Below are 11,752 nucleotides of genomic sequence, written 5' to 3'. Positions count from 1 at the left end.
TGTCAAAAAATTAATAGGGAAGTTACTATAGGCAAATAATGAGCCATTTCAATACCTAAACCGAGTTTATATTATTAATCATCTGATTTAATTAAGAAACTGCGAAGGCAACCTTCTTTTTCCTGGGTATCCTCATAGCCCATTTTGATCAGGGCATGGATATAGGCCGGTTCGAACAGGATATAACTGGTGATGGCCGCATCATCTTTGGGGCTGATCCCTATCAACTGCATTAAGCCACGGGTCATCGGGGGCAGGTGGCAGTAGTACCTGCGGGCCAGTTGCTCGAAAGACTGGCTGGGTGACAGGTGGATATGCTCAATTTTCCTGAGTTTTTGCTTGGTTTCAGCTTCGGGGAGGCTGTCGATAAGCGCATTGATACGCGACAAGCTCTCCAGGTCTGCGGTGAGGGTATCACTGAAGATAGTATCCATCAGGTGGCCACCGAGTGCCGCCAGGCCGGGGGCCCGGGTATGATCCGGGCTATCGAGTTTCTGGTTGATAAGATCGATGATGAGGATTTTGTCAGCACCCATTTTCAGCGACGGGCGCAGTGGTGCCAGCTGGTGGATCGAGCCATCCCCATAATACGCCTGCCCGATACGGGTAGCAGGAAAGACCAAGGGGATCGCAGAGGAAGCCAGCAGGTGATCGGTGGTGATCAGTGAGCGGCGGCCTTTTGATTTTGCCCGGTCCCATTCATGGATCTCTGGCTGGCCTTGGAAAAAGCTGACCGAATGGCCACTTTTGTAGCTGGAGGCTGTAATAGAAATACCATGGAGGTTTCCGGCAGCGATTTGCTTTTCCAGCCGGGAGTAGTTGTTTACCTGGCCGAGCAGTTGGCGCAGGGGACGGTTGTTGAGCAAGCCGAATGGCGGCCGTTCGTGGTGGTGCGCCTGGAGGCGGGCAAACCACTGGCTGGCCAGGTAGCCGCTCATCCCGCTTGGGGTGGTGGCAAAAATACGCCGGCTATGCAGCCGCGACCAGATCCATTCTAGCTTCTTGACCCCAAGACGAAAGCAGGAGGCATAGCAAGCAATCGACGTGGCATTGATAGCCCCTGCCGAGGTGCCGCAGTAAATACTGAACGGGCTGTGGTGAACCCGGGGGTACCACTCCGAAATGGCCTTGAGCACCCCGACCTGATAGGCTGCCCGCGCTCCCCCTCCGGTGAGGAGCAGGCTGATCTTTGGCTTTTCCCTGCCCATAGCGCTCCTTTCTTTTCGTTATATTTATAACTATATCCTTATTTTTACTGATGGTGGAACATAGGCTTAGCACTTTGCTACTGGGAAGACAGAATTTGGGCTTTCATCGCACGGGCATGCTCAAAAGCATCAAGGGTTTGTTAGGCTGGCTGGTCGATTTGTTCGAGGGTGTTAATGATAAAGTCAGTGACCGCTTGAAGCGCTTTTTCCGCCTCACGTTTGGTGTATCATTTGCCAATACAGAAAATTGAAACAAAAAGGCCTCCGCGAGGGAGGCCTTTGGGAACTGAATCGTATTGCGATTAAGCTAGCTTCTGCTTAACGAACTCAACGATATCTGTCACAGCTACGCCTTCTTTGGTGCCGGCACGACGGTCTTTGTATTCCATCTCACCGTTTTCTAGGCTGCGGTTACCGATCACGATAGTGTGCGGGATACCGATCAGCTCGTGGTCAGCAAACATAACGCCTGGGCGCTCTTTACGGTCGTCGAATAGCACTTCGATACCAGCAGCAGTCAAGTCAGCGTATAGCTTCTCAGCCGCTTCCTTCACTTCAGCCGATTTCGCCATGTTCATCGGTACGATTGATACCTGGAATGGGGCAATCGCGTCAGGCCAGATGATGCCGTTTTCATCGCTGTTCTGCTCGATAGCAGAAGCAACCACACGGGATACACCGATGCCGTAACAACCCATCTCTAGGATAACGTTCTTACCGTCAGGACCAAGCACGCCACAGTTCATCTTCTCTGAGTAGTTTGTACCCAGCTGGAAGATGTGACCTACTTCGATACCACGCTTAAGCTGGATAGTACCCTGACCACATGGACTTGGGTCACCTTCAACCACGTTACGTAGGTCTTCTACCTGGCCAAGCTCAACATCACGACCCCAGTTGATACCGAAGTAGTGTTTGTCATCAACGTTAGCACCCGCGCCGAAGTCGCTCATTACCGCTACAGAGCGGTCAACGATGAACGGCAGTTTCAGGCCAACAGGGCCTAGTGAACCTGGGCCTGCACCGATAAGGGCGCGGATTTCTTCTTCGGTTGCCATTTCAAGCGGAGAAGCAACGTCTTTAAGGTTTTCTGCTTTAACTTCGTTCAGCTCATGGTCACCACGGATGATCAGGGCAACAAGCTCGGCATCGATTTCTTCAGAAGCCTTAACGAATAGCGTCTTAACGGTTTTCTCGATTGGCAGGTCGAACTGCTCAACCAGCTCAGCGATAGTCTTCGCGTTCGGTGTGTCAACCAGCGTCATCTCTTGAGTTGGCGCAGCCAGCTCAGTTGCAGGCGCTAGAGCTTCTGCTTTTTCGATGTTTGCCGCGTAGTCAGACTCGGTAGAGAAAGCGATCAAGTCTTCGCCGCTCTCAGCCAGTACGTGGAACTCGTGAGAGCCGCTACCACCGATAGCACCGGTATCAGCCAGTACTGGACGGTAGTCAAGACCCATGCGGTCGAATGCCTTGCAGTATGCTTCATGCATCGCATCGTAAGACTTCTGCAGACCTTCTTTGTCGATGTCAAAGCTGTACGCATCCATCATGCAGAATTCACGTGCACGCATCACACCGAAGCGAGGACGGCGCTCATCACGGAATTTAGTCTGGATTTGGTACAGGTTTAGCGGCAGCTGCTTGTAAGAGCTCACTTCGTTGCGCACAAGGCTAGTGATCACTTCTTCAGCTGTCGGGCTAAGTACAAACGGACGCTCATGACGGTCAGTAAAGCGAAGCAGTTCAGCACCCATCTTTTCAGATCGGCCTGTCTCTTCCCATAGTTCGAACGGCTGAACCACGGGCATCAAAGTCTCAACAGCACCTGCATTGTTGATTTCTTCGCGAACAATGTTCTCGACCTTACGTAAAACACGCAGACCTGTAGGCAGCCAGGTGTAAAGACCTGAAGCCAGCTTACGGATCATACCTGCACGAAGCATTAGCTGATGGCTAACAACTTCTGCGTCATTTGGAGTCTCCTTCAGAGTAGAAAGAAGATAGTTACTGGTACGCATTGATGGTATCCGTTTGTTTAGATGAAAATAAGAGTTGTGGGGGACAGGCCCCAGCCACCGATAGCGGCGGTAACCGCATATACTACCAGCCAATTGCCCGTTAGCCAAAGGGATTGGATAGCTGCAGCGGGTAAATTGCCCTTAAATCGATAGCCCTGGGTTAGTTGACTATTCTTTGGCGCATATTTGGCGATTACCTGGAGAGCGGCTTATCCAATGCCATCACGGTCACCACATCGTTGGTAACGGTGAATTTAACATTGTAGTCGAACAGGTGGACGGCATATTCCTTGCTGTCTTCCTTGCCTTTTTTGTAGGCCGGGCGCGGATCTTGCGCCAACACTTCTGCAATGACAGCTCGTTGGCGTGCGAGTTGTTTTCCTTTGAACTGGCTCTCGGCCTTGTCGCTAAATTCCACCGGCAAGGTGGCCGGTTCGCCATCGGCAAAGCCACCATGAGCATGAGGTAGGCTATCGGAGTAGGGGATGTAGGGTTTGATATCGACGATTGGGGTACCGTCGACCAAATCCACACCGCCGAGTTCGATGATGACATCGCTGCCTTGCTGGCGCACACCCAGCAATTCGACGGCAGACATGCCAATGCCATTGGGGCGGAAGGTTGCCCGACTGGCAAAGACCCCAATGCGTTCGTTGCCGCCAAGGCGTGGCGGGCGTACAGTTGGCCGCCAGCCAGCTTCCAAATTTTGGTCAAACAAAAACAGCAGCCACAAGTGGCTGAACTGTTCTAACCCTCGAACGGCTTCAAGGGCATTGGCCTCGCCTTGCAGGATGATTTCAGAGCGTGCACTGGGAACCAATCCCGGCTGGCGCGGGACGGCAAACTTTTCTTTGTAAGGGGAGCGGACAATGCCGATAGGTTCTATTTGGTAGTGCATCTTGCTTGCTTAGCTCTACAGCTGGCTAGTTTATTTGACGCTGAAAATACCATAAAAAAACAAATAGCGCTTGTTGATAACAGTTATCAAGTGCCATGTTATAACATATCTTTTGTATTGATTGCTCTCTAAGGACAAGAAAATGAAAGCAGGTATTCATCCCGAGTATCGGGACGTTGTGTTCCACGACACCAGTGTTGATAAGTATTTCGTGGTTGGTTCTACACTGAAAACCGATAAAACTATCACCTGGGAAGATGGCAAGGAGTATCCGTATTTTACGCTGGATGTGTCGTCTGAATCCCACCCGTTCTATACCGGCAAGCAGCGTGTGATCAGCTCAGAAGGCCGTATGGCTAACTTCAACCGCCGCTTTGGTCAGTTTGGTGGAAAGAAAGGACAATAAGATGCAGGTGTTGAGTTCGCTGAAAAGTGCCAAAAACCGGCAGCGTGATTGCCAGGTAGTGAGACGCCGCGGCCGGATTTATGTTATCTGCAAGTCTAACCCGCGTCTCAAAGCGGTGCAGGGCAGGGTAAAAAAGAAGAAGTGATAGGAAAGCCTAGAAACAAACAAGCCCCTCGATTGAGGGGCTTGTTTGTTTTAGGGGGAAATGGTTATTTGAGGAGGAATATTACCAACCCTTAACAACACCACCTTGGAAGATTTCTTTAGCTGCTTCGTAAACCACTTCAGACTGGTATGCCTTGATGAAGGTCTGTACGTTTTCTGCGTCAACGTTGTCTTCACGGGCAACAATCAGGTTCACGTATGGAGATTCTTTGTCTTCAACAAACACACCGTCACGCTCTGGCGTCAGGTTGATGCTGCTCGCGTAAGTTGTATTGATGATGGCTAGCTGAACATCGTCTAGGGAGCGAGGTAGCTGTGCAGCTTCTAGCTCAACAATTTTCAGGTTCTGAGGGTTTTCAACAATGTCCAGTACGGTTGCGGTTAGCCCTGCACCTTCTTTCAGCTTAAGAAGACCCTGCTGCTCAAGCAGTAGAAGAGAGCGACCAAGGTTGGTTGGATCGTTTGGTACTGCGATCTGGTCGCCGTCTTTTAGCTCATCGATAGATTCGATTTTGCTTGAGTAGCCTGCAATCGGGTAAACAAAGGTGTTACCGGCAACAGCAAACTTGTAGCCACGGTCGGTGATTTGCTGGTCAAGGTATGGCTTGTGCTGGAAGGCATTGGCATCGATAGAACCTTCTTCTAGTGCGGCATTCGGTGAAACGTAATCGGTAAAGGTGATGAGCTCAACATCTAGGCCGTATTTCTCCTTGGCTTCTTTCGCTGCAACTTCAGCTACTTGTTCTTCAGCGCCAGCCATAACCCCAATTTTAACTTTGCTGTTATCAACCACTGCGTCTTTTTCGCCACAACCGGTCAGTACCAATGCTGATGCCAGGCCGGCGACGGCGAATAGGTTCTTCAAATTAAAAGCCATGTTACTTCTCCTTAAAACTGGGGTTTTCCGTAATACTAGATGGAATATGGTTATTCTGTGTTTGTTGTCGATGTTGTTCGTTATCAGTGCTGCGCCTTACCTGTGGTCGAAGCGCTTGACCAGGTGGTCGCCGGCAGACTGGATCAGCTGAACCAGGATAACCAGCATCACTACGGTAATGAGCATGACGGTGCCGTCAAAACGCTGGTAGCCGTAGCGGATACCGACGTCACCGAGGCCGCCGCCGCCGACAGTACCGGCCATCGCCGAGTAGCTCACCAAGGTCACCAGGGTAATGGTTACCGCATTGATGATGCCAGGCAGTGCTTCAGGCAGCAGTACTTTGCTGATGATCTGGCGTGGGGTTGCGCCCATCGCCTGTGCCGCTTCCACCAAACCGGTTGGCACTTCCAGCAGTGCCCCTTCAACCAAACGGGCAATGAATGGGATTGCGCCGACAGTCAATGGCACGATAGCTGCCGCAGTACCGATCGAGCTGCCTACTACGAAGCGGGTGAACGGGATAATTGCTACCAGCAGGATAATAAATGGGATCGAGCGGCCGATGTTGGTCACGATACCCAACACTTTGTTGAGCGCCGGGTTGGCCAGCAGGCCATTCTCTTTGGTCAGGTGCAGGGCAACGCCGACCGGGATACCGATCAAAAAGCCAATAAGGCCAGAGGCAAAGACCATGACCAGGGTTTGGCCGAGAGCGTCGATCAGCAGATCAACCAAACGTTCGTTCTGGGTCCACCAGGTGGTAATTGAATCAAGCAACATAGCCCAATACCTCTACATTTACTTTGTGATCGCGAAGGAAGTTAATGGCTTGTTCTGCCGCTTGTTCGGTACCGAAGAACTCGGCCAGCATCAGGCCGAACTTGACGCCACCGGCATAATCCATGTCTGAGCTCAGGATACTGATATCAATGTTGAACTCGCGGGCCACCTGGGAAATCAGCGGGGCATCGACCGACGCGCCGGTAAATTCCAGGCGGATCAGCGGGTAGCTGTTGTCGATGCGGGTTTCAACCATCCGGGCACGGTAGTCTTCCGGAATGGAGAGATCCAAGGTTGAGCGGATAAACTCGCGCGCCAGTTCGGTTTTCGGGTGGGCGAAGATATCGCCGACCGGACCTTTCTCGACCAGCTCGCCGTCGCCGATAATCGCCACTTCGGAGCAGATGCTTTTTACGACATCCATTTCGTGGGTGATCAGCAAAATAGTCAGGTTGAGCTTGCGGTTGATTTCTTTGAGCAGTGTCAGGATCGACTGGGTCGTCGCTGGGTCAAGGGCGCTGGTGGCTTCGTCACACAGCAGCACTTTTGGGTCAGACGCCAGGGCACGGGCAATCGCCACACGCTGTTTCTGGCCACCACTTAGGTTGGATGGGTAGGACTCGCTCTTGTCAGCCAGGCCAACCAGATCCAGCAGTTCGTCGACCTTGGCCTTGGTAGCGGCCTTGCTAATACCTGCCAGCTCAAGGGGCAGGGCAACGTTGTCGAAAACGCTACGGGATGACAGCAGGTTGAAGTGCTGGAAGATCATGCCGATCTTGCGGCGGGCCTGGGTCAGTTCTTTGTTTGAGAGTTGCGTCAGGTCGATACCATCAACGATGACGTGACCGCTGGTTGGGCGCTCGAGCAGGTTAACACAGCGGATCAGGGTACTTTTACCGGCACCGGAAGAACCAATCACCCCGAAGATGGTGCCTTGCTCAATGGTCAGGTTGATCTCACGCAGAGCGTGGATTTCCTTGGCCCCTTGATAGAAGACTTTATTGACTCTGTTTATTTCTATCATCGTTTTTCCCAAATCCTATACCGTGTTGATGACGGGCACGCCCATCAATGGCTGAGACCGGTATATTGTTATGTTGTGTATTGCATTTGCATTATTTTATTGATGCATGAAGCCTGTCTGCCAATTGCATCTATGGCTTTGATGCTATGGGCTAACATAAATGAAGTCAATAGATATTTTTACGTCTAGATGTCTAAATGGCTTTATAGCCATAATCCCAGTGTGAGTATTATAGGTTGCTCTTCTTTAATAGGGGTGAGAGAAACAGGTGAATCCCATTGCTAGCCGTGCCATAATTTGGGGCATAACGAATACAGCGAGACAGAGGGCTGACGCTTGGCCAAACCAGCAGTTTTTATTGACCGTGATGGCGTGATTAACATTGATCACGGCTATGTCCACACTACCGATGACTTCGAATATGTCGAGGGTGTGTTTGAAGCCTGTAAGAAACTTAAGGCGATGGGGTACATGTTGGTATTGGTGACCAACCAGTCTGGCATTGCCCGTGGTATGTTCACCGAAGACGAGTTCCTGACCCTGACTGAGTGGATGGACTGGAATTTTGTCGACAACGGTGTTGAGTTCGATGGTATCTACTACTGCCCGCACCACCCAACAGAAGGCAAGGGTGACTACCTGCAGGATTGCAACTGCCGCAAGCCAAAGCCTGGGATGTTCATTTCTGCCCGTGACTTCCTGAAAATTGATATGGCCGGCTCGGTAATGATCGGTGACAAGGCCGATGATATCAAAGCCGCTGGTGCTGCTGAGGTGGGGACTAAAATCCTGGTCCGTACCGGCAAAGCGATTACTGAAGAAGGTGAGCAGCTGGCTGATGCCGTACTCGGCAGCGTAGCAGATGTGCCGGGCTGGTTAGCCGCACAGTAATATAATAGACATAGCTGCAAAACGGCGCGATAGCCGGTGGCTGTGCCAGAGGAAGGTCGCTAAAGCGGCCTTTTTTTTGCCTTAAATTCCTGTCTTCGATGTTGGTTAAATTGACCATTTTGCGAACTATTTTGCCACCCCTCCGGATTGAATAGCCTTTTGATTATTCTAAGTTAATGAATAAAAGGATTTTACAAGTGGCATGCATACTGCAATACATCAACCACAGATGACAAAAAATGGATGAAGACAATGGTTCATAGTATTGCGAAGTGGGTTGTAGCGGGTAGTTTGTTGGTGGGTTCAGGTTACGGAGTTGCTGATACGCTTGATACGGCGGCTTGGCAGGAAGAAACCAAACTGTTAATGGCTCAGCAGAAACAACAGGTAATGGCGGAGATGCAGTTGGATCACCAAGAGCAGCTCAAGCACTCGCTGGCCAAGGGGCAGCAAGCTGTGCTGGCGGACCTGGCCGAGCGTCAGTTCTACCAGCCGTTGTCGTCACCGGGCGACAACCCCCTGCAGGTTGCCTCGAAGGGCAGCGATAAAAAAAGGGAAGCCATTGCCAAGCAGTAGCTTCCCTAAACAGTGCGACTGACTCACACCAATTACAGGTAAAGTGGTTCAGCTCTAGGCTGCGGTGCTAGCCCTGATCTTGCAAGAAGGTAACCCAGGGGCCAGCAGTACCTCTCATGTCCTCCGACTGGGCGGCGACCTTCATTGCCTTGAGTGCACTGCCAAGCTGGTTGAGCTCGAAGTGTGCCATACCACGCAGGTAGGCGAGCTCAGCCTTGTCCACGGTATCTGCATTGGGTGCCGACTCGAGGGCAAACTCGGTAGCCTGCTGGTATTGCTGTGCCTGGAGCATCAAGCGGGCAATTTTCAGCTGGGTACTGGCGGTTGGTGCTTGCTCGTAGACGCCACGGTATGCCGTAATGGCCTGGTCGAGCTCTTTGGCCTGCTGCCAGAAGCTTGCCAGTTTCTCCAAATGCTTGACGCTAGCGCTTACATTGCCGTTTTCGATTTCCTGCTCAAGGGTTTTGGCTGCCCGGTAAGGGATCCCGCGATAGGCTTGGAAATTGGCAAGCCGCAAGAACTCTTTCTCCTCGTCAAACAACCCTAGCTTATAGGCACTCTCCAGTGCTGCCAGCGAGTTGCGCTCCTGGTTCCTTTCCATGTAGATGCCTGATAACTGCATCCAGTACTGCTTTTTCTGCGGGTACTTAGTGGTCAGGATCTTCAGGACGCCGGCGACACTCTTGAGCTGTTTCAGCTCATAGTGCGAAGCCATCAGCAGCAAATACCACGACTCGCTTGGATCCTTACTCATGGCTATCGCCTGCTTGACCGGCGGGATAGCACTCTTGTAGTCCTCCATTTGGACATAGCCGCTGGCCAGGGTGATATAAGCATGGGCCGTCGGTTTTTCCTCGGTAGTCTTGGCGATGTCAAACCATTGCTTCATGGTCTGGACCGACTCCTGGTATTTTTCCTCGGCCAAGTAAAGCTGGGCCAGGCTATAGCGAACCTGCTGGGCGACAGGGACCGGCAGGGCATCTTCAGCCAGTGACTTGGCAAAAAACTGCGAGGCTTTGCTGTAGTCATCCTGGATGGAATACAAAAAACCCATTTGCTGCAATAACACGGCGCGGTCGTACTTTTTCGACTTGGTACGGTCGAGGGCGTTGTCTAGCCTGTCGATTGCCTGGTTGTACTTCTCGGTCGCGATCAACTCTTGGACTTTGTTGACAACCCTAAAGGTCCGGTCGCTGAGCTCCGGGGCTTCCTTGGCCATAGCCGGTGCCGAGACGGCACCGGTTAGGATAAATAGAGAAGCCAGCAAATGTTTGTGAAATTTCTGCATGGGTTACTCCCTTAGTTGACTGAAAACTCAATTTCCTGCGATAGGCGGGAACTGACTGGCTGGCCATCAACCTGTTTTGGCTTGAAGGTCCACTTAGACACGGTTTTCTTGGCTGCCTTGCCTAACCCCATTTTCCTTGGCGTTTCCTTGAGTACCTTGACATCCTCGACAGCGCCGCGGGCATTGACGGTGAACTCGAGCAGGACAATCCCTTGCTCAAGCCCGGCTCGCGCAGCCTTTCGTGGCATTTGAGGCTGGAAGGTTGCCAGCGGTACGGGACCGCCATTGCCGGTCATCTGCGCCCCGCCGCCTTGGGCATAATGCCCCAAGACCGAGCCCCCAGTGACATTGACGGGCAGGTCAAGCTTGGGCATATCCATCGGGATCTGCTCCATCACGGGCTTGACCGTTGACGTCACCTTAAGCTCTGGTGGCGGTGGCGGCCGCTTCGGCGGTGGCGGTTTTGGGAGTTCGCGTTTTTTCTCCTGTACTTTTTCTTCCGATTTGACGCGGATGAAGTCGACCATACGAAGGTCGTCATCCGACACCAGTTCGTGGCGCTCTTTGTTTACCAGCTTGTCCATCCCCCAGAACAGGCCTAGGGAGACAACGAGCGCCAGTGCTAATGAGGCCAGATACCGCATAGGCTTAATCCTTATTGGTTGCGGCAATGGAGATGCTCTGGACACCTGCCATTCTTATCTGATCCATCACTTTGACGACGACACCTGACTTGGCTTCTTCGTCAGCCTGGATCACCACGGCACCATCAGGGCTTTCTGCCCGCAGGCGCTCGATGTTGGCGCGGACAGCGTCCACTTCGACACGGCGCTTATCGACCCAGACATCCCCGGCAGCACCCACTGCAACCATGATGTTGCCTTTCTTGACGGTCTGCGCCGTGTTGGCGCTCGGGCGATTGACGTCGATACCGGCTTCCTTGACAAAGGAAGTGGTAACGATAAAGAAGATCAACATGATAAATACGATGTCGAGCATCGGGGTCATATCGATAGCGGCTTCGTCGCCGCTCTCGCTGCTATAACGTCTTTTCATGACCTATACCTCTAAATTCCTTTTACTCAGGCAATGTGCTTCAACTTGTCTTCCAGTTTCTGGGTAGACACTTTGGCCAGGTGGTCGAGCCGGGAACTGAAAAATAGCCCGGATAATGAGGCGACCATGCCTGCCAAGGTTGGGATTGTTGCCTTAGAGATCCCCGACGCCATGGCGCGGGGGCTTCCTGTTCCGATCACAGCCAGGATATCGAAGACCTGGATCATTCCCACTACGGTACCTAGCAGGCCGAGCAGGGGACACAGGGCGATCAGCACCTTGACGATAGGCAGGCCGCGCTTGTTCTCGATATCTTGTTTGGAGATGATCTCTTGGCGGATCATCTTGGCATTCCAGCTTTGGTGCTCTGGCCGTGCAGACCATTGGGCCTCGGCTTTTTTCATCGCCCGTGGCAGGACAGCTGCAAAGTAGAACCAGCGTTCGAGCAGGACCGTCCATAACATCAGGCTGAGGACGAAGATGGCCATCAGGACATCCCCCCCCATGCCGAGGAAGCGCCGGATGGACTCCAGCTCTTCAATTAACCACCACATAGTGCCTC

14 protein-coding genes are annotated in these 11,752 nt (G+C 52.2%); 4 read left to right on the top strand and 10 right to left on the bottom strand.

All coding sequences use genetic code 11. The annotated features are described in order from the left end of the window. Positions 1 to 74: 74 nt before the first annotated feature. From ACXAGQ_RS04130 to tsaA, 3 genes are all read right to left on the bottom strand, one after another. Positions 75 to 1,208 (bottom strand): patatin-like phospholipase family protein, encoded by a 1,134-nt coding sequence (locus ACXAGQ_RS04130; RefSeq protein ID WP_475252032.1) that lies wholly within the window; start codon positions 1,206 to 1,208, stop codon positions 75 to 77. A 302-nt stretch (positions 1,209 to 1,510) separates the two neighbouring features. Continuing rightward, a complete protein-coding gene (locus ACXAGQ_RS04125) occupies positions 1,511 to 3,226 on the bottom strand; it encodes a proline--tRNA ligase (protein ID WP_475252030.1) in 1,716 nt (571 codons plus the stop codon). Between the two features lie 193 nt (positions 3,227 to 3,419). Next, the gene (gene tsaA, locus ACXAGQ_RS04120) at positions 3,420 to 4,124 is read right to left on the bottom strand and encodes a tRNA (N6-threonylcarbamoyladenosine(37)-N6)-methyltransferase TrmO (protein ID WP_475252028.1); all 705 of its coding nucleotides are present in this window, start codon (positions 4,122 to 4,124) and stop codon (positions 3,420 to 3,422) included. A gap of 142 nt (positions 4,125 to 4,266) precedes the next feature. Here tsaA and ACXAGQ_RS04115 point away from each other — a divergent pair, with 142 nt between their 5' ends. Next, entirely contained in the window at positions 4,267 to 4,530 is a 264-nt protein-coding gene (locus tag ACXAGQ_RS04115) for a type B 50S ribosomal protein L31 (RefSeq protein ID WP_475238646.1), read from the top strand. 1 nt (position 4,531) lies between these two features. Then, complete coding sequence (gene ykgO, locus ACXAGQ_RS04110) at positions 4,532 to 4,675, top strand: type B 50S ribosomal protein L36 (protein WP_187461365.1); 144 nt, start codon at positions 4,532 to 4,534, stop codon at positions 4,673 to 4,675. An 81-nt stretch (positions 4,676 to 4,756) separates the two neighbouring features. On the opposite strand, the gene ACXAGQ_RS04105 is transcribed toward ykgO, so the two are convergent. From ACXAGQ_RS04105 to metN, 3 genes are all read right to left on the bottom strand, one after another. Next, on the bottom strand, positions 4,757 to 5,572 hold the full coding sequence (locus ACXAGQ_RS04105; protein WP_475252026.1) for a MetQ/NlpA family lipoprotein: 816 nt from the start codon (positions 5,570 to 5,572) through the stop codon (positions 4,757 to 4,759). A gap of 96 nt (positions 5,573 to 5,668) precedes the next feature. Further along, the gene (locus ACXAGQ_RS04100; RefSeq protein WP_475252024.1) at positions 5,669 to 6,355 is read right to left on the bottom strand and encodes a methionine ABC transporter permease; all 687 of its coding nucleotides are present in this window, start codon (positions 6,353 to 6,355) and stop codon (positions 5,669 to 5,671) included. Then, positions 6,345 to 7,379: a methionine ABC transporter ATP-binding protein MetN gene (gene metN / locus ACXAGQ_RS04095; protein ID WP_475252022.1), complete on the bottom strand. Its 1,035-nt coding sequence runs from the start codon at positions 7,377 to 7,379 to the stop codon at positions 6,345 to 6,347. Before metN ends, ACXAGQ_RS04100 begins: the two co-directional genes overlap by 11 nt. A 336-nt stretch (positions 7,380 to 7,715) precedes the next feature. Here metN and gmhB point away from each other — a divergent pair, with 336 nt between their 5' ends. Together gmhB and ACXAGQ_RS04085 are read left to right on the top strand one after the other, a co-directional pair. Continuing rightward, the gene (gene gmhB / locus ACXAGQ_RS04090) at positions 7,716 to 8,270 is read left to right on the top strand and encodes a D-glycero-beta-D-manno-heptose 1,7-bisphosphate 7-phosphatase (RefSeq protein ID WP_475252020.1); all 555 of its coding nucleotides are present in this window, start codon (positions 7,716 to 7,718) and stop codon (positions 8,268 to 8,270) included. A gap of 252 nt (positions 8,271 to 8,522) precedes the next feature. Next, positions 8,523 to 8,846, top strand: coding sequence for a hypothetical protein (locus tag ACXAGQ_RS04085; protein WP_475252018.1), 324 nt, complete (start codon positions 8,523 to 8,525; stop codon positions 8,844 to 8,846). Positions 8,847 to 8,913: 67 nt separating this feature from the next. Here ACXAGQ_RS04085 and ACXAGQ_RS04080 read toward each other — a convergent pair whose 3' ends face one another. From ACXAGQ_RS04080 to ACXAGQ_RS04065, 4 genes are read right to left on the bottom strand one after another with little or no spacing between them, the layout of a single operon-like run. Beyond that, on the bottom strand, positions 8,914 to 10,134 hold the full coding sequence (locus tag ACXAGQ_RS04080; RefSeq protein ID WP_475252016.1) for a tetratricopeptide repeat protein: 1,221 nt from the start codon (positions 10,132 to 10,134) through the stop codon (positions 8,914 to 8,916). Positions 10,135 to 10,145: 11 nt separating this feature from the next. Then, a complete protein-coding gene (locus ACXAGQ_RS04075) occupies positions 10,146 to 10,778 on the bottom strand; it encodes an energy transducer TonB (RefSeq protein WP_475252014.1) in 633 nt (210 codons plus the stop codon). 4 nt (positions 10,779 to 10,782) lie between these two features. After that, entirely contained in the window at positions 10,783 to 11,190 is a 408-nt protein-coding gene (locus tag ACXAGQ_RS04070; RefSeq protein ID WP_475252012.1) for an ExbD/TolR family protein, read from the bottom strand. Between the two features lie 26 nt (positions 11,191 to 11,216). Next, positions 11,217 to 11,744 (bottom strand): MotA/TolQ/ExbB proton channel family protein, encoded by a 528-nt coding sequence (locus ACXAGQ_RS04065; protein ID WP_475252010.1) that lies wholly within the window; start codon positions 11,742 to 11,744, stop codon positions 11,217 to 11,219. Positions 11,745 to 11,752 lie beyond the last annotated feature (8 nt).

This window comes from Photobacterium sp. ABD4_091 (assembly GCF_056160145.1).
The sequence above is the reverse complement of the archived record's forward strand: the minus strand, read 5'-3'. Positions and strand labels throughout refer to the sequence as shown.

Coding starts and splice junctions, on each gene's coding strand:
- ACXAGQ_RS04130 (WP_475252032.1), bottom strand. CDS start 1,208: ATGGGCAGGGAAAAGCCAAAGATCAGCCTGCTCCTCACCGGAGGGGGA.
- ACXAGQ_RS04125 (WP_475252030.1), bottom strand. CDS start 3,226: ATGCGTACCAGTAACTATCTTCTTTCTACTCTGAAGGAGACTCCAAAT.
- tsaA (WP_475252028.1), bottom strand. CDS start 4,124: ATGCACTACCAAATAGAACCTATCGGCATTGTCCGCTCCCCTTACAAA.
- ACXAGQ_RS04115 (WP_475238646.1), top strand. CDS start 4,267: ATGAAAGCAGGTATTCATCCCGAGTATCGGGACGTTGTGTTCCACGAC.
- ykgO (WP_187461365.1), top strand. CDS start 4,532: ATGCAGGTGTTGAGTTCGCTGAAAAGTGCCAAAAACCGGCAGCGTGAT.
- ACXAGQ_RS04105 (WP_475252026.1), bottom strand. CDS start 5,572: ATGGCTTTTAATTTGAAGAACCTATTCGCCGTCGCCGGCCTGGCATCA.
- ACXAGQ_RS04100 (WP_475252024.1), bottom strand. CDS start 6,355: ATGTTGCTTGATTCAATTACCACCTGGTGGACCCAGAACGAACGTTTG.
- metN (WP_475252022.1), bottom strand. CDS start 7,379: ATGATAGAAATAAACAGAGTCAATAAAGTCTTCTATCAAGGGGCCAAG.
- ACXAGQ_RS04085 (WP_475252018.1), top strand. CDS start 8,523: ATGGTTCATAGTATTGCGAAGTGGGTTGTAGCGGGTAGTTTGTTGGTG.
- ACXAGQ_RS04080 (WP_475252016.1), bottom strand. CDS start 10,134: ATGCAGAAATTTCACAAACATTTGCTGGCTTCTCTATTTATCCTAACC.
- ACXAGQ_RS04075 (WP_475252014.1), bottom strand. CDS start 10,778: ATGCGGTATCTGGCCTCATTAGCACTGGCGCTCGTTGTCTCCCTAGGC.
- ACXAGQ_RS04070 (WP_475252012.1), bottom strand. CDS start 11,190: ATGAAAAGACGTTATAGCAGCGAGAGCGGCGACGAAGCCGCTATCGAT.
- ACXAGQ_RS04065 (WP_475252010.1), bottom strand. CDS start 11,744: ATGTGGTGGTTAATTGAAGAGCTGGAGTCCATCCGGCGCTTCCTCGGC.